The following is a 20,083-nucleotide window of genomic DNA, read 5'->3' on the forward strand; positions in this document are numbered from 1 at the left end:
GAACTCAATTGGGAGTTCAACCCAGAATTCGACGAAGCTGGCGAGCCCGAGCAGCGAGCCGTCCGGTCGAGTCGAATAGTTCGGATTCGTCAACACAGAGAGTGTCTGTCGCCCAGGCGGTCCCGTGGCGTAGGCGATACCACGGTGACAGTGTTCTTGGATCTGCCGTGAGGTGCTCCGGTGTGAAATGCGCGGTGAACTCGATAGTGGGTATAGCCACGGGCATCGTCAGTGTTGCGAACAATCCGGGCGGAAGCGCGTCGAGAAGGACCGCGGCGCGCTCTTGGGCCGTGAAATCGAGGTCTGTGAGCAATCGGATCCAGACGTCGAATTCCGGGGCGTCGCCACCGGCGAACGGCCTCGCGGAATTGATCGGCCGGATGTCGAGGTGCTGGGAGAACGGCACAAAATCCACCGGGATCTCCAGCGGCGGCAGGGTTGACGGGTCGGCCGGAGTCGGTTCGGCGACAGGGGCGGACATCGTTGTGCCTCCTGTGTCGCGGGCTAGCCGAACGAGAGCGGATCCCGAACCGGTCAGCGTGACGTGGCAACTGACGGTCCGCCCGCCCCGCATATCGTCGACAGTCAGCTCGGCCGGCCCCGGAGGGACGGGGCGGTCCAGGTGCGCCGTGACTGCCAGAGGTTCGGCTCCGGACGCGTCGGCAGCCACTCGCAGCATCCGTGCAACGGCGAGTCCGCCCTGAATGCCGTCGAAACTCCGCCAGCTGGAGTCGAATTCGGTGTGATGACACGCTGCGTCGGTCGACGGCGCTACCGTCGCGGACGCCTGACTATTAATTGCCATAGTCAGCACCCTAGATGCTGACTATGGCTATGGCAAGCTAGGGTCTACTCGGGAGTGCTGGACGACCCACCGAAGAGCATGTAGATGAGGATCTGAAGAATGCCGAGAGGATTGATCTCGCCGAGGCTGCTCATGTGTGAGGAACTCCTGTTTGCGGGGATGGGTACTGTTGCGTCGCAACGTCACTGAAAGTACGGCAATTCAGACAATGCGGTGCGGAATTTACCGATAATTCACTGTCCGCGAGTCGGGCGACAGTGCAGGTAGGCGTCAGTGACTACGTCGAGAACGCGATTGCCGTCTGCATCGACCAATTTCGCTGTGATGGTGACCAATCCCCGCGCGCGATTGTCGAACACGACGTTGTCGACGGTGACCTTTCCGCTCAGGGTGTCACCGGGGCGAAGTGGACGTAGGAAGCTCACGTCGCGCATGGACTTTCCGGCGATCACGTTCCACTGGTCGTAGAGACTGGCGACCACCAACTTCTGGCAGATCGACAGGGTGTGCAGCCCGCTGGCGATCAACCCGCCGAAGACCCCGGACCCGGCGGCTTCCTTGTCGATGTGAAACCACTGGGGATCCCACTGGGTTGCGAACTCGACGATCTCCTCTTCGGTCACCGAATACGAGCCCAATGGGATCACTTGGCCGATCTCGAGATCTTCTGCGAACACTGTGCGTTGGTGAAGGGCGGCCGAATCGTTCATGTCTGTGTGAATCTCCTGCGTGTTCCGGATGTACTCGGAACATACTCCCCGCAGTGCGTTCGGCCCCTTCGCAAGTCCTTGTCCAGGGTCACTAGAATCGTCACATGGTTGACGACGCGAAGATCGAGCCGAGGGCGCTGGCAGGAACGTGGCACTTCGAGCGCGACATCGTCGACCGCCTTTCCGGTTCCACCAAGCATGTCTTCGGCGAGACCACTATCTCCGACGCCGGTGACGGTCGGATGCGCTGGTACGAGAGTGGCACTCTGCGTGACGGCGATCTGGAATTGCCAGTGTTCCGCACTCTGTTCATTGCAAAGCGCGGCCTCGAATGGGCCGTGACATTCGAAGACGGCAGAGAGTTCCACGACTGGGCGCCGGGGGAGGAAGTCGAGCACCTGTGCGGTGCGGACACCTACCGCGGGCGAATCGACGTCACTGCAGTAGATGGATCGGCTTGGGCGGTCGTCTGGACCGTGACGGGGCCGAGCAAGAACTACACGATGACCACGCATCTCACCCGGCCCTGATCGCAGCGATCACCAGTTATTCGACGCCGATCGTCACCTCGGTGGACTTCACGAATACCGTTGCAGCTTGGCCTGGTTCGAGGTCGAGATCCAGTGCGGCATCGCGGGTGATCGACGAAGTCACGATCTGGTTGCCGCCGTCCAACTTCACCTTGACCGTTGCCATGACGGTGCCGAGGTTGACCTCGGTGATGGTGCCGGTGAGTTGATTTCGTGTGGACAGTCGCATCTCTGAAACTCCTGTGCTCTGGGGTGGGTGTACTTCGACCATAATCCGATGGTCGCGTATCTACCCAGCGATTCCGCAGGTGCGGACATGCGGGCACCGCAGGTGCGCGAATATTGTCGGGCGGTGGAGGTAGATTCCGGTCATGACTGAACCCGTGAAAGGCCCGGCGTCGTATTTTCCGTCGATCGAGAAGAAGTACGGTCGGCCGATCGGTGAGTGGCAAGAGCTGATCAGAAGCTCAGACCTCACCAAGCACATGGAATTGGTGAATTGGTTGAAGTCGGAGCACGGGATGGGGCATGGGCACGCGAATGCACTTGTCGCCCATACGCTGAAAGAAGGTTAGTTCTTTTCAGGTGGCCGATGCGTCCAGCACCAACCAGCCGCCGTGATGCTCGAATACCTCGAACGGCACACCGGTCTGCCGGCCGACCGCACGCAGTGACTCGAGATCGAACGTACGGATGTGGCCGTGGCACGCGGTGGCTTCGTCTTCGAAGGGGACGGCTATGACGACCCGTTGACGTGCGATTCGGAGTGCCTGCGCGATCACGGCTTCGCCGACCGAGTCGTCGACGTGCTCGAGGAGATGAATCGCGGTGACGGTGTCGGCGCTGTTGTCCGGTGCCGGTACTTCACCCGCGTCGCAGATCACCGTGTCGATCGTGATGCCGAGTTCGGGGGCGACCGCGTCGAGCAGGATCATCGTTCCGGGCAGGATGTCCGTGGCGGTCACGTCCATTCCGGCGCGCGCGAGCCGCAGGGGCAGGAAACCGAAGCAGGAACCCAGATCGAGTACGGAACCGCGAACCAGTTCTTCGGCTTTGTCGTGAATCGGCGCGAAATCTGCAGTGCCGTCCAGTAGTTCGGCAAGGGAGTTCCGGTAGTAGGTGGTCCAGGATTCGAGAGCGCCGTCCACGGTGGACCGAACCAGTCCGACCATCGTCAACTCGAATTCGTCCTGACCGAACTCCGCGTCCTGGATCGACGAGGTGACTCCGGCTACGAGTCGCTCGCTCAGATCGGCGGGAGTGAGGGAGTGCCTGACGTGGAGTCGGCCGCCTCGACGATCGAGCGAGATCGGACCGGAATCGACACGTTCGACGGTGACATGCCCGAACGACCACAAGCCCGGCGTCGACGGTGCCAGTGAATCCAGGACCGGTTCGTTCGTGATGGTGGACATGATCGCCTTTCTCAGGTGGTGATGCTTCTCAGGTGGTGATGCCGGTCCGCAAGGACTGCGTACCTGTTTTCAAGAGTTCCGGTAGCTCGAGTGAATCGTCGGTGAGCCACTGTTCGTACGCCGACATGGCGACCCCGAGCAGAAGATAGCCGACCGTGCGTGGGCCGTGATCGGTCGGCTCGAGATTCATTCGGCGTGCGACGTAGTCGGCGACCACCTGCCGCCAACCTTCGTACATCACCACAGAGTATGCCTGAAGCGTCGGAACTTCGAGGATCAATTCCATCCGTTTGCGATGTACCGCAGTCTCTTCCGGTGGGAAGGTGTTGAACGTCAACAATGCGGATTCGAGTGCGTCGACCAACGGTATGTCAGCGGGCAGTGAATCCAGGTGCTCGCGCATCTCGTCGAGATGTCCGTCGAAGTCGCCCCAGGGGACGGCGTTCTTGGACGGAAAGTAGCGAAAGAAAGTCCGACGCGCGATGCCGGCGGCGTCGGCTATCTGGTCGACGCTCACCTCGTTGAAGCCGACGGTGGAGAACAGTTCGATGCCGATCGTGCTGATTCCCTCCCTCGTTGTGGAGGGGCGACGACCTATCCGAGCGGACGGTTTCTTGCGGCTACGCATACTTTTTTCGCTCCATGTGTGTCATTCTGCACTCGATGCCATTACAGTGGTGAACCGAGTCACAGTGAAGTCCCACTAGTGACCACCAACTCCCAGGTTGGAAGTCTGATCTACAGACTTCCAGACGGAGTGCGACCGCAGGAGGAATCCATGTCAGATCGTGACAACAAGGCGCTCGAGAACGACCTCGTCGAGGAGTCCCTCGTTGAGGAAGTTTCCATCGACGGCATGTGCGGCGTGTACTGACCGTGTCTGCTTTGGATCTCGATGCGGGGTGGAAACTCCACCCGCAGGTAGCGCTTCGCCCCGAACCTTTCGGGGCGTTGCTCTACCACTTCGGAACGCGCAAGCTGTCGTTCCTGAAGAACACGACCATCGTTGCGGTGGTCAAGGCGTTGCCAGACCATCCTGATGTCAGGTCCGCACTACGTGCGCAAGGCATCGAAGATGACGCGGCTCCCCAATATGCCCGCGCGCTGAGCACTCTCGCCGATTCGCACATGATCGTGCCTGTCTGAGCCAGACGCTCGCCCCCACGTGCGGAACAGCCCTTCTGCACGTTCGCCCGCTTCATTTCTTCGCGAGGACACAGCCATGACCTCAGTTCTTGAACAGCCCTCTCCGCCCGCCAAGGTGGGTCGCCTCGTCGATCAGTTCGAACTCGGACTCGACGCCCCCATCTGCCTGACGTGGGAACTCACCTACGCCTGCAACCTGTCCTGCGTGCACTGCCTTTCGTCGTCGGGTCGCCGTGACCCCAACGAGCTGAGCACCGAACAGTGCAAGTCCATCATCGACGAGCTGCAACGTATGCAGGTCTTCTACGTCAACATCGGTGGCGGCGAGCCGACGGTACGCTCCGACTTCTGGGAGCTCGTCGATTACGCAACGGACCACCAGGTTGGCGTGAAGTTCTCCACCAACGGCGTGAAGATCGACAAGAAGGTCGCGGCACGGCTTGCGGCCAGTGACTACGTCGACGTGCAGATTTCCATCGACGGTGCCACCGCTGAGGTCAATGACGCTGTGCGCGGGCCTGGTTCGTTCGCAATGGCCGAGCGGGCTCTCGCGAACCTGAAGGAAGCCGGCTTCAAGGACGCCAAGATTTCGGTGGTCGTCACGCGGCACAACGTCAGTCAGCTCGACGAGTTCAAGGCTCTCGCGGACAAGTACGACGCGACCCTGCGCATCACTCGACTGCGCCCTTCGGGCCGCGGCGCCGACGTGTGGGACGACCTGCACCCACGCCCGGAGCAGCAGCGTGAGCTCTACAACTGGTTGGTGGCCAACGGCGAAGGCGTCCTGACGGGCGACTCGTTCTTCCACCTCTCCGCGTTCGGCGATGCACTGCCCGGTCTCAATCTCTGTGGCGCGGGCCGCGTCGTGTGCCTGATCGACCCGGTCGGTGACGTGTACGCATGCCCGTTCGCGATTCACGAGCAGTTCCTCGCCGGAAACATCGTGAAAGACGGTGGATTCCAGGAAGTCTGGCAGCACTCGGACCTGTTCGAGGAGCTGCGCTCGCCGCAGACCGGTGGCGCCTGCAGCAAGTGCAATCACTACGACTCCTGCCGGGGTGGCTGCATGGCAGCCAAGTTCTTCACCGGACTGCCGATGGACGGACCTGACCCCGAATGCGTCATCGGTAACGGTGAAATGGCATTGGCGTCGGCGGGAGAGGTCCCGAAGTCCAGCGTCGACCACTCCCGTTCCGGTCAACGTAAGACCCCACGTGCATCGGTGCCACTGACACTGATGATGCGTCCGCCCGCCAAGATTTGTGACGAAAACCCGCTTGCGGGAATGCAGTAACTACTGCGCGATACCGACAGTGCGGCGAAAGCTGCACCCCAGAGAGGTCAGTTCAATGGCTAAGAATGCTTTCTTCGAGACGGTGGCAGAAGCACAGCGCCGTGCGAAGAAGAGGTTGCCCAAGTCCGTGTACGCGGCGTTGGTGGCGGGATCCGAGAAAGGGCTGACGGTCGACGACAACGTCGCGGCATTCAGCGAACTGGGTTTCGCTCCTCACGCTGCGGGACTGTCGGACAAGCGCGAGATGTCCACCACCATTATGGGCCAGGACATTTCGATGCCAGTCATGATTTCACCGACCGGTGTGCAGGCAGTGCACCCCGACGGTGAGGTAGCGGTAGCTCGTGCGGCTGCAGCACGGGGAACAGCCATCGGACTGAGTTCTTTCGCCAGCAAGTCCATCGAGGAAGTTGCCGCGGCCAACCCGCAGGTCTTCTTCCAGATGTATTGGGTCGGCAGCCGCGACGTGCTCGTGCAGCGTATGGAGCGCGCTCGCGCTGCCGGTGCCAAGGGCCTGATCGTCACCACCGACTGGTCGTTCTCGTACGGCCGCGACTGGGGCAGCCCGGCCATCCCCGAGAAGATGGACCTCAAGGCGATGTTCCAGTTCGCGCCCGAGGGCATCATGCGCCCGAAGTGGTTGTTGGAGTATGCCAAGACCGGCAAGATCCCCGACCTGACAACACCGAACCTCGCGGCTCCCGGCCAGCCGGCACCGACGTTCTTCGGTGCGTACGGCGAGTGGATGCAGACCCCGCTTCCGACGTGGGAAGACATCGCCTGGCTTCGTGAGCAGTGGGGTGGACCGTTCATGCTCAAGGGCATCATGCGCATCGACGACGCCAAGCGAGCTGTCGACGCCGGTGTCTCCGCTATCTCGGTCTCCAACCACGGTGGTAACAACCTCGACGGCACCCCCGCGCCGATCCGCGTGCTCCCGGGCATTGCCGAGGCCGTGGGCGATCAGGTGGAAGTTGTTCTCGACGGCGGCATTCGACGCGGCGGAGACGTCGTCAAGGCGCTAGCACTCGGAGCCAAGGCCGTCATGCTCGGGCGCGCCTACCTGTGGGGTCTCTCGGCAAACGGCCAGGCCGGTGTCGAGAACGTGCTCGACCTGATGCGGATGGGCATCGACTCGGGGCTGATGGGCCTTGGCCACTCGTCCATCACCGAACTGAGCCCGGCAGACCTGGTGATCCCGGAAGGCTTCACACGCTCACTGGGCGCCAGCTGAGATTGCGGTTCCGATAGAGCTGTGAGTTGACACTCGACGAACACACAACCCTGGCCGGACGCTTCGTCCGGTCCAGGGTTGTTTTCGGTCCGCATGAGACCAATCTGGCTGTGGGAAGATCACTTTCCGATCGGCACCGTGCGTACTACCAGCGCCGCGCCGAGGGTGGAGCCGGAATCGTCGTCACCGAAGTGGCCTCGGTATTGGAGAACGACTGGCCGTACGAGCGGGCACCGCTGGCGTCGGAGTGCGGCCCGGGGTGGCAGTCGATCGCGGCCGCATGTGCTCCGTACGGAACGCTGGTTGTTGCCGGGCTCGGTCATACCGGCATGCAGGGATCGAGCGCATACTCCCAATCGGTGCTGTGGGGACCGTCAAGAGTGGCCGACCCGGTGACGCGTGAGTTGCCGATGGCAATGGGGCAGCCGGAAATCGACCAGTTGATGGCCGGCTTTCGTGAAGCGTCGGCAATGGCCATCGCTTCGGGAATGGACGGAGTGGAACTCGATGCCGGTCCTCGAAGCATTTTGCGGCAGTTCCTTTCGGGTCTGACCAACACTCGGCAAGACCGATACGGCACTGATCGCGTTGCCCTTGTTCGCGAGATCATCTCGGCAGTGCGCGAGGAAGTCGGGTCGGACCACGTTGTCTCCCTGCGGTTGTCCTGCGACGAGGAAGCACCATGGGCGGGACTGACACCCGATCTCGCCGCCGGTTTTGCACGCGATCTGTCGCCACTACTCGATCTCCTTGTCGTCGTTCGTGGCGGACTCTATTCGTCAGAGGGGTACCGACCCGACTTTCACTGCCCGCCGAACTTCAACCTCGATCTGTGCCGTGAGATCAAGGCCGCGGTCTCGATTCCGGTTGTCGTGCAGGGGAGCGTCGTGGACATTGCCGACGCTCGTGCAGCGCTGGAAGTGGCCGAGTTCGTCGAGATGACCAGGGCCCAGATCGCGGACCCGGACCTGGTCGTGAAAGCCGCGCGCGGTGATCGTCCACGGCCGTGTGTGCTCTGCAATCAGACGTGCCTCGTGCGTGATCCTCGCAACCCGGTCGTGACGTGCGTGGGGAATCCGAGCGCGGGTTTCGAGACGGTGGACCCCGATGAGCGAGAGCAGATTTCGGCACCGGGAGCCGTGCTGGTCGTGGGGGGTGGCCCCGCCGGGATGGAAGCCGCGCGGATCTCGGCGGTGGCGGGGCACTCGGTCACACTCGTCGAGAGTTCATCGCAGTTCGGCGGCATGATCCGAACTTTTGCGCGAGGTGACGGCCGCAGCCGGTTCACACTCCTCGCACAGTGGCTCGAGGACGAATGCCGTCGTAGCGGCGTGACGATGCGGACCGGGGCGGCGGTCGAGGCGCAGGACCTGAGTGACGCACGTAGTCGGGGCGAGCTGATTGTTTTTGCCACCGGTAGCGCTGCGCGGCCGCCGACGTATCCGGTCGACGATTCGGTTCGGTGGTTGGATGCGTCGGAAGCCTTCGAGAAGTTGACCACCGTGGGGCCGGGTCCGGTCGCGCTGATCGATCCGCTCGGTGGACCGATCGCGGTGGCGCTCGCAGAAGCACTCGCGGCCCAGGGCGTCTCCGCCTCGATTGTGACTCCGGACAGCATCGTCGGTTCGAGGCTCGGTGCGAGTGGGGATCTGGTCGGCGCCAACACGCGCATCCAGCAGGCCGGGGTCACCAGGGTGCTCGCGTCCCGTGTCATCGAAATCGCCTCAGGGGTCGTCTGCGTCGAGCACGTCCATACCCGCGAGCGCTCACAGCTCGAGTGTGAAGTGGTGATCGACTGCTCGCATCGTCTGCCGAACGAAACGCTGAAGGAAGCGGCCGACATCCAGGTGGGTGACTCGGTTGCCCCGAGAACTGTTCTCGAATCCATCCGCGAAGGGCGCTTTGCAGGGTTTACTACTAGAACGAGTTTCAATTCTGCAGATAGGGCTATCTCATGACACAGGGTTCAGTTCGTTCGCTCGAAGGTCGCGTTGCTTTCATCACCGGCGCAGCGCGCGGTCAAGGACGTGCGCACGCGGTCAAGATGGCGCGCGAGGGAGCAGCGATCATCGCAGTCGACGTGTGCGCGTCGGTGGCGTCGGACAATTCTTACGACGCAGCAACTTCCGAGGACTTTGCCGAGACGATACGTCTGGTTGAAGCGGAGGGTGGGAAGATCCTCGCCCGCGAGGTAGATGTCCGTGACGGCGCAGCGCTCACCGCGGTGGTCAAGGACGGTGTCGAGCAGTTCGGACGCCTCGACATCGTGGTCGCCAATGCCGGGGTCTGTAACTGGAATCGATTCTGGGAAATGTCGGACGAGCAGTGGGAAACCCTGATCGACATCAACCTGACCGGAGTCTGGAAAACCCTCAAGGCATCGGTGCCGGCGATCATCGAAGGTGGGCGTGGTGGATCGATCATCGTGGTCAGTTCGGTGGCCGGACTCAAGGCGCTGCCCGGACAGGCGCACTACGCGAGCGCCAAGTTCGGTCTCGTCGGTCTGACGCAGGCCGCGGCAAAGGAACTGGGGGAGTACAAGATCAGGGTCAACTCGATCCACCCTTACGGAGTAAATACGCCGATGGGGGTCGACCAGGGCGCGCTCGAGGTATTTGCAAAGTTTCCGCAGTACCTTCCCAACTTCACTCCGATCCTCTCGGACATCGCGTTCGCCGAACCCGACGAGATCGCCGATACCGTTCTGTGGCTCGCGGGTGACGGTTCACGCACCGTCACGGCAAGTCATATCGCTCTCGATCAAGGAAACTCCAAGGTCTGATGACGCCGTACCCGCGCCTCTTCGCGCCACTGCGCCTGGGCAACCTGACACTCCGCAATCGGGTCGTGTTCTCCGCACACCTGACCAATTACGCGGAGAACGGGTTGCCGACGGAGCGGCACGCGAGCTACTACGAGGCGCGGGCACGCGGCGGTGCGGGTCTGATCATCACCGAGGAGCACTCGACGCATCCTTCGGATCGACCGTACGAGAAGATGATTGCGGGCTATCGGCCGGAAGCGATCGAGGGATACCGGCGGATCACCGACGCCGTTCATGCACATGGTTCGTCGATTCTCGCGCAGATCAACCACAATGGGGGTCAGGGCGCTGGAACCTATTCGCGATCGCCGCTGTTGGCGCCGAGCGCCGTTGCGGATCCGTTGTTCCGCGAGGTGCCCAAAGCTGTCGACGACGCGGACATCGCCGAGATTCTCGCAGGGTTCGCCCTTGTTGCGCGCAACTGCGTCGCCGGTGGCTTCGACGGGGTGGAATTGCAGGCGTCGCAGTCGTCCATCGTGCGCGCGTTTCTCGCACCCTCGACCAACCTGCGCACCGATCGCTACGGCGGGGGCGTGGCGAATCGTGCGCGTTTCCTTCTCGAAGTGCTCGGGGGACTGCGTAAGGCCATCGGCCCGGATCGTGTGCTCGGTGTGCGCCTGAGTGGATACGAAGGAACGCGGGGTGGCATCGAACTGTCCGACGCGGTAACCACCGCCCAACTGATCGAAGCTGACGGTCACGTCGACTACATCAACACCACCGTCGGAATGGCCACGGAAACACTGCATCTGGTCGAAGCATCGATGGCTGTACCCACCGGCTACGCCAACTTCGTCCCGTCTGCGATCAGGGAGGTCGTCGATCTTCCAGTCGTCGGAGTCGGCCGTTTCAAGACGCCGGAGCAAGCCGAAGCTGCACTCGAGGACGGTATATGCGATCTGGTGGGCGTAGTTCGCGGGCAGATCGCCGATCCGGATTTTGTGAACAAGGCGCGTGCCGGTCAATCGTCACAGGTGCGAACCTGCCTGTCCTGCAACCAGGAATGCGTCGGGCGGATGGGTCTGGGGCGTTGGTTGGGGTGCACCGAAAATCCGCGCGCCGGTCGGGAATCGGTCCCACTGCCGATGCCGCGGCGACGGGGCCGTACGGTGGTGGTAGTTGGTGGCGGCCCGGCCGGTCTACAAGCTGCAGCTACCGCGGCCCAGCGAGGTCATTCGGTGACGCTGTTCGAGCGTGAACGAAGACTTGGCGGACAGATTCTTACCGCCTCGGTGGTATCGATTCGCCGTGAGCTCGCCGACCTCGTTCGAAATCTCGAATCGGAGTGTCGCCGAAGCGGTGTGACGATCGAGCTGGGTGTTGGAGGTGACCTTGCGATTGTGGAGGAACAGGCGCCCGACGTGGTAGTGATCGCAACCGGCGCGCGGCCCGTGCGCCCAACGTGGGCGGGTGGATCAGAGCGTGTCGTAAGTGTTCGAGACGTTCTCGACGGCAGGGTTCTGCCGAGCGGAACGGTGTTCGTATACGACGAGTTGGGATTCCATCAAGGTACGTCGGTGGCGGAATTCCTGGCTGATCGAGGTTGCGCTGTCACGATCGCGACCAACGGTATGGTGGTTGCCCAAGATCTGAGCGTCACCCTGGATTTCGAGGGGTGGAACCGCCGGGCGTTCGAGAAGTCGATCGTGCAACGGACGGATCTGATGGTGACTTCGGTGAGCACTGGAGCCTCGCCGCTCGTGAGCTTGGTTCACCTTCCGACGGGTGTGGTCGAGGAAGTTGCGGTCGACTGGGTGGTCTTCGCGACACAGCAGGAACCTGTCGACGAGTTGTGGAACTCCTTGCAGGGAAGTTCTTTCGAGATATTTCGCATCGGTGACGCCCTGTCCCCGAGACGTTCGCACGCAGCGGTCATCGAGGGGCATCGGGCTGCGTTGGCGATATAAGTCGTCCGTTTTGTCTCTGGTTCTCGAAAGTATGTTCGATTAGACTTTCGGTATGAACAGTCGGGAAGCGTGGCAACTGGATGGCGAGGGCCTCAAGAGTGAGGTTCTCGATCTGGTGCACGCCCGGCACGAGTTGCAATCGCGGATGGTGTTGCTGATCGTGGAAATGTTCTCCCGGGATGTTCTCGGCGGGAAGGGTTTTCGGGCGATCGCGCAGTGGTTGCACGGTTCGACGAATCTGGAGATCGGTGAGTGCAGTCTGCTGGTCGGGTTGGCGCGGTTGTTGATGCTCGAACCCGTTGTGGGCGATGCGTTTCACCGTGGTGACGTGGATGCGTTGAAAGCGCGTCAGGTGGCGTCGTTTTGTCAGCATCCGCCGAAGAACATGACCCTGGCGGATGTGGACAAGGCCCGGGGGATTCTGCTCGGGTTGGCGTCGAAGAACATCGTGGATTGTGATGCGGTGCGGGCGGCGATTCGGCGGATCGAGAAGCAGTACGGCAAACGCGAGGACGGGGTCCCGGTCGGGGAAGATTCGGAGCGGAACGAGTTCTACGCCTCGAAAGGCCTGTACGGGCGGGTCACTGTGAGGGGTGATCTGGATGCTGTGAACGGGGCCCGTCTGATCACGTTGTTGTCGAGTTTGTCGGCGCCGACGCCGGAGAAAGACGGCGTCAAAGACACGCGTACTCCGGCATTACGGCGGGCGGACGGGTTTTGTGAATTGTTGCGCCGGTATGAGCGGGCGGGGTTGGGTCCGATCGAGGGCGGCGTGAAACCGCACATCACGGTGACCGCATCGGCGAAAGACATGACGGACCTTAAAGTTCTGAAAGACCTGTTGCCGTCGACCGAGGAGTTGGGGTTTGCGTGGACGGATTGGGTGGGCCCGATCAGTATCGATACTGCGCGGATGTTGGCCTGCGACTGCACAGTCACTCGGATCCTCCTGGACGAGAACGGTGTTCCGCTCGACTGCGGCAAGGAAGTGCGAACGGCGACGGTTCCGCAGCGGCGGGCGTTGGCGGTTCGGGATGGTGGGTGTGCGTTTCCGGGGTGTGGGACTCCGTCGGGGTGGTGCGATGCTCATCATATTGTTCATTGGAACGATGGTGGCCCAACAGATCTCGACAATCTGATCTTGTTGTGCGGTCACCATCATCGGACGATGCACCACACGGAGTGGCGGGTGGAGATCGGCCCGGATCGGAAGACGGTGTTCTATCCGCCGATGTCGGTTGATCCGTATCAGCAGCCGATCGGCGGGAACAGCCCACCGCGGCGTGAACCGCGACAACTGAAAACTCATACACCGGGGCACAACCATGCCCCGGTGTATCCGCATGCTGTGTTGCGGTGAGAGGGGCCGGCACCAATACGATCGGGGGATGAGTTCTCCGCGTGACCTTGCTGCCATCCCGAGTCCGGCGCTCGAGGGCACTGCGCTCACCGTCGTGGTCCCGGTCGGTTCTTTCGAACAACACGGACCGCACCTGCCTCTCGATACCGACACTCGGATCGCGAGAGCAGTCGCACAGGCCCTGCCCGACGTCGTCGTGGCCCCGGCCATCGAATACGGGGCGAGCGGCGAACACGAAGGGTTTGCCGGCACGATTTCGATCGGTGCCGAGGCTATGGAAACCCTCGTCGTCGAATACGGAAGGTCGGCGTTCAATTGGACGAAGCGGGTGCTGTTCGTCAACGGCCACGGCGGAAATGGTCCCGCGCTGGCCAAAGCTGTGGCACTTCTTCGATACGAGGGACGTGACGCCGCTTGGGTGCCGTGCGCTGTTGCGGGTGCCGATGCGCACGCGGGACACACTGAAACGAGCCTATTGCTGCACCTTTCGCCCGATTTGGTGCACATGAGCCTTGCTGAGACAGGAAATTTGTCTCCTATCGCGGACCTGATGCCAGGAATGCGTTCGGGCGGTATGGTCGCTGTGTCGCAAAACGGCGTTCTCGGCAATCCAGTCGGGGCTACCGCCGAAGACGGCGCATACATCTTCGGTGAGTTGGTAGGACGCGTGACGGATGGACTGGCCCGGTGGGAGCCTGGTCCAGATGGGAGGCTTCGGTGACGACCACGACCGAGTGGGGGCGGACGGTCCACCTGCGACGGCTTTCGAGGCTGCGACGAGTTGCAGCACGACGGGCTACGTCCCTTACGATCATCTGATGCGACCAGCAAGACTCCCCGACGGCTTCGGCATTCGGTTGGACCCCAAGGTGCGCACGTACTCGGGCGGCCGGGTGCTCATCGGCGGCTCTCCGACACGGATGCTCAAGCTGGCTCCGACGGCTGCGGCGATGATCGGTGACGGCTTCCTCGAGGTGGTCGACCAGCAGAGCGCTGCGGTTGCTCGTCACCTTCTCGATTCAGGCGTCGCGAATCCTCGTCCGATGTCGACGCCGTCTGCTGCAGATGTCACCGTCGTGATTCCGGTCAAGGACAACCAGGCCGGCGTCGAACGCCTACTGCCCGTCCTCAAGGATCTGACCGTCATCGTTGTCGACGACGGTTCGGAAGTGCCGGTGGAGCCCCGTCGCGCCTGCCCGGGCACCGGAACCATCACAGTGGTGCGGCACGAGAGCGCCCGCGGACCCTCGGCAGCGAGAAACTCGGGATTGCGTTCGGCCCAAACACGTTTCGTAGCTTTCCTCGACTCCGACGTCATACCGCGTGCCGGTTGGCTCGAGTTGATGTTGGGCCACTTCAGCGATCCAGGGGTTGCCCTTGTTGCGCCCCGCATCGTCGCCCTCGATCCGTACGGGACGGCGCTGGCGCGGTACGAGAACATGCGATCGTCTCTCGACCTCGGACGCAAAGAAGCTGCGGTGAAGTCGGGAAGTCCGGTCGCCTATGTTCCCAGCGCGGCCGTGATCGTCCGGCGCGACGTGGCGCTCGAATGCAACGGTTTCGACGAGAGTCTCGAAGTGGCCGAGGACGTTGATTTCTGCTGGCGACTGCAGGCTGCGGGTTGGCGACTGAGGTACGAACCGGTTGCGCATGTCGCCCACGATCATCGAGTTCAGTTCGACAAGTGGTTCGCCAGGAGAGCGTTCTACGGCACGGGCGCGGCGCCGTTGGCTGCAAGACACGAGGGTTCGGTTCCGCCGATGGCGATGTCGTTCTCGACGCTCTTCGCGTGCATCGCCGCCGCAACACTGACCCGTTCCGGTCTTGCGAGTGCGCTGGGCGCTCTGCTCTTCACGGTGTATCGCCTGCGAAAGATGTTCAACGGGCTGAGTCAGCCCACCCGGATCGCAGCGATCCTCACTGCGCAGGGGTTTGTCGGAGGATTCTGGCAACTCGCCTCGGCGATGTGTCGTCACTACTGGCCGGTGACTCTTCTGGCGGTGATCGCTTCCCGTCGAATTCGGCGACTGGCCGTCGCTGCGGCAGTCACCGAAGGTTTGGTGGACTGGTATCGCCACCGTGAGCCAGGCGGGCTGGGTCCGGTTCGGTACGTCTTCTTCAAACGAGCAGATGACATCGCGTATGGAGCCGGACTCTGGCGGGGCGCGTTCGACGCCCGTGACTGGGCGGCGCTGAAACCTCGAATCACCAAGTGACAGAAGCCGACTACGCAGATTTCCTGGTTGTCGGTGGTGGCACGTGTGGCTGCGTCGTCGCAGCCAGGCTCAGTGAAGATCCATCCGCCACGGTGATGCTCCTCGAATCGGGAAGCGGATATCGTTCGGCGCTCGAACTTCCGGACGTCCTGGGTGATCCGTACCGACTGCCGGTCGGACCTGCGAGCGAATACACGTGGACGTATCCGGTCGAACTGACACCGCGTCGGGCGTCCACGATTGCGCGCGGGCGGACACTCGGTGGGTCCGGGGCCGTCAACGGTGCGTACTTCACGCGCGCGACCCGCGCAGATTTCGAGAACTGGCCGAGTGCTTGGCGATACGACGACGTCTTGCCGTACTTCAAGAAGTCTGAGACGGATCGTGATTTCGAGGGCGAGTTCCACGGGACCGCCGGTCCGATCCCGGTCGAGCGTCGAGCGTGGGACCAACTGCATCCACTGAGCGGTGAGTTTCATGCGGCAGCGCTCGGAGCAGGTTTTCCCGACGACGTCGACAAGAATGCGCCGGACTCGTTCGGCGTCGGCCGAGTGCCACTGAACGTGGCGGATCATCGTCGGATCAGTACTGCGATCGGGTATCTGATGCCGGCGTTGCACCGCCCGAATTTGCGGGTGGAATCCGGAGTGAACGTCATTCGCATCGTATTCTCGGGAACCCGTGCGATCGGCGTCGACGTTCTCGACGACGGCAACGTCCGACGCATTCGTGCCGACCACGTGATCGTGTGTTCGGGTGCGGTGGCGACGCCGCACATTCTCTTGAATTCCGGTGTCGGTCCGGCGGAACAACTTGCAGATCAAGGAGTTTCCGTCATTCTCGATCGACCTGGCGTCGGCCAGAACTTCGTCGACCATCCGGAAGTGCTGCTGCCGTACCATTTTTCGACGCCTCGTACGATTCGCTCGCAGACACCGGTGCTGGAGACTGCACTCAATCTCGCCGAGCTTGAAATCCGCCCGTACACCGCATCTTTCACAGACTTGGTACCCGGTGTGCCTCGCATGGATCACGGCGTCGGGGTGGTCCTCATGGCGCCGCGCAGTCGGGGGAGCATCGAACTGGCATCGGGGGATCCCGTTGGGGCACCGCGTATTCGATACAACTACGTCGCGTCGACGCACGATCGAGCAGCCATTCGGGAAGGAATGCAGATCGCCGAGAACCTTCTCGAGTCGATCGCCGAGACCGGGTTGATCGATCGCCCCGTCGTGGAGTACACAGACGAGTGGATCGAATCTCGCCTCGGTACGTCCTTGCACATGTCCGGTAGCTGCGTGATGGGTGCCGAATCGGACCTGTTCGCAGTCGTCGATGATCGGTGCCGTGTGATCGGCGCGGCAGGACTCAGTATTGTTGACACGTCAATCCTGCCGACGATCCCGACCCGCGGCCCACACGCGACCGCGGTGATGGTCGCGGAACGAGCAAGCGCCATCCTGCTCGGTGACGAGTGGCCGCGAGGGGCAGCAGGCTAGGTCGACAGTCATACCGAATGGTCGTTCTCGCCTAGGGGCTGTGATCGGCGTTACAGTGGTCCACGGAGCGGAGGAACGCAAAATATGGCACGTGAACAGGCTGTGTCCGGCAACCCGTGGGTGGCGGTCAGGCCAGGCGATGACGTCGCGTTACTCGCGCGGCGACTTTCGTCTGCCCATCAGTCGTTCATCGATGCCCGCGGCGTGCCCGGCCAAGGGCTGACCGACGACTCCCATGTCCGTTCGGTCGTGCTCGAGTCCTGGATGCGGAGCCGCAACAAGGGAGTAAATCCTGATGTTGTCGGCAATCCTGAGATGCTCGAGGGGTTGGAACTCGAAAAATATCGGTCCGCGCATCCCATGTCACTGATCCGTCCGGTGATTCGGAAACTCCTGGTGGAAGATGCTGCCGAGACCGGATTGCTGATCGCGATCAGCGACGCACACGGTCGACTGCTCTGGGTGGAGGGTGACAACTCGGCCAAGGACAAAGCGTTGTCCATGAACTTCGTCGAAGGCGCCGACTGGAGCGAAGATCGTGTCGGCACCAATGCGCCGGGAACGGCGCTTGCTCTCGACCACTCCGTACAGATTTTCGGATCCGAGCATTTCAACCGAACCGTGCACGACTGGAGTTGTTCGGCCGCACCCGTCCACGATCCCACCACTGGGCAAATCCTTGGTGCCATCGACATCACCGGTGGTCCCAGGGTCGCGGTTCCCGAAGTGCTGTCGCTGATCCGTGCAACTGTTGCGGCCGCCGAATCGGAATTGCGATTCCACCTCTTGAACTCGCCTATCCCGCTCAGCGCCACGGCTCCGCGCCTCGAAACATTCGGCGCCGGCCGGCCGACGCTGGTTCGCGGCGGTGACCGCATCCCGATTTCGCAGCGTCACGCCGAGATTCTCCTTCTGCTCTCCGAACATCCGGAGGGTCTGAGCTCCGACCACCTTGCGGTCCTGCTCGACGAAGGGGAGCTCGACGCAGTGACCATCCGCGCGGAAATGTCGCGGCTTCGTAAGGTTTTCGGTGCCGACCGGCTGGCTTCGCGTCCTTATCGGATCATCACGGAGTTCACGACAGACGTCGGCGACGTGCGGGCGGCGTTGGATCGCGGAGACGCAGCGACGGCGATGAAACTTTATTCGGGCCCGGTGCTGGCAGGCTCGGCCTCCCCGGGAATCGAAGAGGTGCGGGAAGAACTACGCACCAGGGTTCAGGCGGCTCTGCTGCGTGGAGGTGATGCCAACCTTCTGGCCCGGTGGACCACGTCCGTACACGGGCGCGAAGACTCCGTCGTGTGGGAGGCCTACCTGTCCACGTTGGATCCTCAATCTCCGCTGTATTCCCAGGTCCAGGCAAGAATTGATCTCCTCGACCGCCAATTGGGCATCTGAGAATCATCTGCGTTTCTCGCACGCAACGTACTTGCAACGTTGCAACTCCTAGTGTTGTGAATCACACCCCACCGGGGGGTGGGATTGCAGTCACCGATTTGGTGGGTGCGCCCAGGAAGATCACGTTTACATAGGAGCTTGCAATGACCGTGTACGCCCGCCCAGGTACCGCCGACGCGATCATGTCCTTCCAGTCTCGATACGACAACTGGATCGGCAACGAATGGGTTGCTCCGGTCAAGGGTCAGTACTTCGAGAACCCGACACCGGTGACCGGACAGAATTTCTGTGATGTGGCTCGTTCCACCGCAGAAGACATCGAGCTCGCTCTCGACGCAGCGCACGCAGCAGCTCCGGCCTGGGGCAAGACCTCGGTCGCCGAGCGCGCGATCATCTTGAACAAGATCGCTGATCGTATGGAGGAGAACCTCGAATCCATCGCACTCGCCGAGTCGTGGGACAACGGCAAGCCGATCCGCGAGACCCTCAACGCCGACATTCCGCTCGCCATCGATCACTTCCGTTACTTCGCGGGAGCTATTCGCGCACAGGAAGGTTCGCTTTCGGAGATCAACTCCGACACCGTGGCGTACCACTTCCACGAGCCGCTCGGCGTAGTCGGCCAGATCATTCCGTGGAACTTCCCGATCCTCATGGCCGTGTGGAAGCTCGCTCCCGCCCTTGCTGCCGGCAATGCCATCGTGCTCAAGCCTGCCGAGCAGACACCCGTCTCGATCCTGCACCTCATCGGCATCATCGGTGACCTGCTGCCTGCCGGTGTGCTCAACATCGTCAACGGCTTCGGCGTCGAGGCCGGAAAGCCGCTCGCGTCGAGCCCGCGTATCAAGAAGATCGCGTTCACCGGTGAAACCACCACAGGTCGCCTGATCATGCAGTACGCGTCGCAGAACCTCATCCCCGTGACCCTCGAACTCGGTGGCAAGAGCCCCAACATCTTCTTCTCCGACGTCCTCGCCTCCAACGACGACTACCAGGACAAGGCACTCGAGGGCTTCACGATGTTCGCCCTCAACCAGGGCGAGGTCTGCACCTGCCCGTCACGTTCGCTGATCCAGGAAGACATCTTCGACGAGTTCCTCGCGATGGCCGCCATTCGCACCAAGGCTGTGCGCCAAGGGGATCCGCTCGACACCGACACCATGATCGGTGCCCAGGCCAGCAACGATCAGCTCGAGAAGATCCTCTCGTACATCGAGATCGGCAAGGCCGAAGGCGCCAAGGTCATCACCGGCGGTGAGCGGGCCGAACTCGGCGGAGACCTGTCCGGCGGCTACTACGTCCAGCCGACGGTGTTCACCGGCAACAACAAGATGCGCATCTTCCAGGAAGAGATCTTCGGACCCGTCGTCTCGGTCACCTCGTTCAAGGACTACGACGAGGCCATCGAAATCGCCAACGACACGCTCTACGGTTTGGGCGCCGGTGTCTGGTCCCGCGACGGCGGAGTTGCGTACCGCGCAGGCCGCGACATCCAGGCCGGTCGCGTCTGGACCAACACGTACCACCAGTACCCGGCACACGCCGCTTTCGGTGGATACAAGCAGTCCGGCATCGGCCGCGAGAACCACCTGATGATGCTCTCGCACTACCAGCAGACCAAGAACCTCCTGGTCAGCTACGCCCAGAAGGCTCAGGGCTTCTTCTGATCGACCCACCGGCACCCGTGAGCCCCTCGCTGCGGGTGCCGGTGCGCAAGACTGCAACACGCGAAACCTGCACAAACA

At 62.2% G+C, this 20,083-nt stretch carries 19 protein-coding genes and 1 pseudogene; 15 read left to right on the forward strand and 5 right to left on the reverse strand.

Translation table 11 applies throughout. The features are described from left to right. Nucleotides 1-16: 16 nt before the first annotated feature. A complete protein-coding gene (locus tag AC3WQS_RS25090; RefSeq protein ID WP_030535459.1) occupies nucleotides 17-805 on the reverse strand; it encodes a thioesterase family protein in 789 nt (262 codons plus the stop codon). Nucleotides 806-1,038: 233 nt separating this feature from the next. Further along, nucleotides 1,039-1,515, reverse strand: coding sequence for a MaoC/PaaZ C-terminal domain-containing protein (locus tag AC3WQS_RS25095; protein ID WP_029254883.1), 477 nt, complete (start codon nucleotides 1,513-1,515; stop codon nucleotides 1,039-1,041). A gap of 104 nt (nucleotides 1,516-1,619) precedes the next feature. Between AC3WQS_RS25095 and AC3WQS_RS25100 the strand changes: the two genes are divergently transcribed. After that, the gene (locus tag AC3WQS_RS25100) at nucleotides 1,620-2,045 is read left to right on the forward strand and encodes a DUF6314 family protein (RefSeq protein ID WP_019744256.1); all 426 of its coding nucleotides are present in this window, start codon (nucleotides 1,620-1,622) and stop codon (nucleotides 2,043-2,045) included. A 16-nt stretch (nucleotides 2,046-2,061) separates the two neighbouring features. Here the strand turns inward: AC3WQS_RS25100 and AC3WQS_RS25105 are convergent, their stop codons facing one another. Beyond that, a complete protein-coding gene (locus AC3WQS_RS25105) occupies nucleotides 2,062-2,274 on the reverse strand; it encodes a TOBE domain-containing protein (RefSeq protein ID WP_003942061.1) in 213 nt (70 codons plus the stop codon). 142 nt (nucleotides 2,275-2,416) lie between these two features. Here AC3WQS_RS25105 and AC3WQS_RS25110 point away from each other — a divergent pair, with 142 nt between their 5' ends. Then, complete coding sequence (locus AC3WQS_RS25110; protein WP_007728313.1) at nucleotides 2,417-2,620, forward strand: DUF4287 domain-containing protein; 204 nt, start codon at nucleotides 2,417-2,419, stop codon at nucleotides 2,618-2,620. A 6-nt stretch (nucleotides 2,621-2,626) separates the two neighbouring features. Here AC3WQS_RS25110 and mftM read toward each other — a convergent pair whose 3' ends face one another. Both mftM and mftR read right to left on the reverse strand, forming a co-directional pair. Continuing rightward, nucleotides 2,627-3,460 (reverse strand): mycofactocin oligosaccharide methyltransferase MftM, encoded by an 834-nt coding sequence (gene mftM / locus AC3WQS_RS25115; RefSeq protein WP_195791825.1) that lies wholly within the window; start codon nucleotides 3,458-3,460, stop codon nucleotides 2,627-2,629. A gap of 28 nt (nucleotides 3,461-3,488) precedes the next feature. Further along, on the reverse strand, nucleotides 3,489-4,088 hold the full coding sequence (gene mftR, locus AC3WQS_RS25120; protein ID WP_019744253.1) for a mycofactocin system transcriptional regulator MftR: 600 nt from the start codon (nucleotides 4,086-4,088) through the stop codon (nucleotides 3,489-3,491). Nucleotides 4,089-4,238: 150 nt separating this feature from the next. Here mftR and mftA point away from each other — a divergent pair, with 150 nt between their 5' ends. From mftA to adh, 13 genes and pseudogenes are all read left to right on the forward strand, one after another. Then, nucleotides 4,239-4,334: a mycofactocin precursor MftA gene (gene mftA, locus AC3WQS_RS25125; RefSeq protein WP_063836238.1), complete on the forward strand. Its 96-nt coding sequence runs from the start codon at nucleotides 4,239-4,241 to the stop codon at nucleotides 4,332-4,334. Then, nucleotides 4,319-4,606, forward strand: a complete 288-nt coding sequence (gene mftB / locus AC3WQS_RS25130) for a mycofactocin biosynthesis chaperone MftB (RefSeq protein ID WP_007728309.1) — start codon at nucleotides 4,319-4,321, stop codon at nucleotides 4,604-4,606. The genes mftA and mftB overlap by 16 nt, the downstream gene beginning before the upstream one ends. A 76-nt stretch (nucleotides 4,607-4,682) precedes the next feature. After that, a complete protein-coding gene (mftC, locus tag AC3WQS_RS25135; RefSeq protein ID WP_003942089.1) occupies nucleotides 4,683-5,900 on the forward strand; it encodes a mycofactocin radical SAM maturase in 1,218 nt (405 codons plus the stop codon). 55 nt (nucleotides 5,901-5,955) lie between these two features. Beyond that, nucleotides 5,956-7,134 carry a pre-mycofactocin synthase MftD gene (gene mftD / locus AC3WQS_RS25140; protein WP_336504876.1) on the forward strand — a complete coding sequence of 393 codons (1,179 nt, stop codon included), beginning with the start codon at nucleotides 5,956-5,958 and terminating at the stop codon, nucleotides 7,132-7,134. Between the two features lie 26 nt (nucleotides 7,135-7,160). Further along, complete coding sequence (locus AC3WQS_RS25145; RefSeq protein ID WP_492712442.1) at nucleotides 7,161-9,092, forward strand: mycofactocin system FadH/OYE family oxidoreductase 1; 1,932 nt, start codon at nucleotides 7,161-7,163, stop codon at nucleotides 9,090-9,092. Beyond that, nucleotides 9,089-9,916 carry a mycofactocin-coupled SDR family oxidoreductase gene (locus AC3WQS_RS25150; RefSeq protein ID WP_003941966.1) on the forward strand — a complete coding sequence of 276 codons (828 nt, stop codon included), beginning with the start codon at nucleotides 9,089-9,091 and terminating at the stop codon, nucleotides 9,914-9,916. The genes AC3WQS_RS25145 and AC3WQS_RS25150 overlap by 4 nt, the downstream gene beginning before the upstream one ends. After that, the gene (locus AC3WQS_RS25155) at nucleotides 9,916-11,865 is read left to right on the forward strand and encodes a mycofactocin system FadH/OYE family oxidoreductase 2 (RefSeq protein WP_492712443.1); all 1,950 of its coding nucleotides are present in this window, start codon (nucleotides 9,916-9,918) and stop codon (nucleotides 11,863-11,865) included. Before AC3WQS_RS25150 ends, AC3WQS_RS25155 begins: the two co-directional genes overlap by 1 nt. A gap of 52 nt (nucleotides 11,866-11,917) precedes the next feature. Beyond that, nucleotides 11,918-13,144, forward strand: a pseudogene (locus tag AC3WQS_RS25160) (HNH endonuclease signature motif containing protein); the annotation flags it as partial. Nucleotides 13,145-13,253: 109 nt separating this feature from the next. Further along, nucleotides 13,254-13,946, forward strand: coding sequence for a mycofactocin biosynthesis peptidyl-dipeptidase MftE (gene mftE / locus AC3WQS_RS25165; protein ID WP_492712444.1), 693 nt, complete (start codon nucleotides 13,254-13,256; stop codon nucleotides 13,944-13,946). A 97-nt stretch (nucleotides 13,947-14,043) separates the two neighbouring features. After that, a complete protein-coding gene (gene mftF, locus AC3WQS_RS25170; RefSeq protein WP_020906864.1) occupies nucleotides 14,044-15,441 on the forward strand; it encodes a mycofactocin biosynthesis glycosyltransferase MftF in 1,398 nt (465 codons plus the stop codon). Further along, nucleotides 15,438-16,940: a mycofactocin dehydrogenase MftG gene (mftG, locus tag AC3WQS_RS25175; RefSeq protein WP_492712445.1), complete on the forward strand. Its 1,503-nt coding sequence runs from the start codon at nucleotides 15,438-15,440 to the stop codon at nucleotides 16,938-16,940. Before mftF ends, mftG begins: the two co-directional genes overlap by 4 nt. 84 nt (nucleotides 16,941-17,024) lie before the next feature. Then, nucleotides 17,025-18,338 carry a sigma-54-dependent transcriptional regulator family protein gene (locus tag AC3WQS_RS25180; RefSeq protein ID WP_019744245.1) on the forward strand — a complete coding sequence of 438 codons (1,314 nt, stop codon included), beginning with the start codon at nucleotides 17,025-17,027 and terminating at the stop codon, nucleotides 18,336-18,338. 143 nt (nucleotides 18,339-18,481) lie between these two features. Then, on the forward strand, nucleotides 18,482-20,005 hold the full coding sequence (adh, locus tag AC3WQS_RS25185; RefSeq protein WP_007730158.1) for an aldehyde dehydrogenase: 1,524 nt from the start codon (nucleotides 18,482-18,484) through the stop codon (nucleotides 20,003-20,005). The last annotated feature ends 78 nt before the right edge of the window (nucleotides 20,006-20,083 follow it).

The sequence above is a fragment of the Rhodococcus sp. FW305-130 genome (assembly GCF_058788335.1).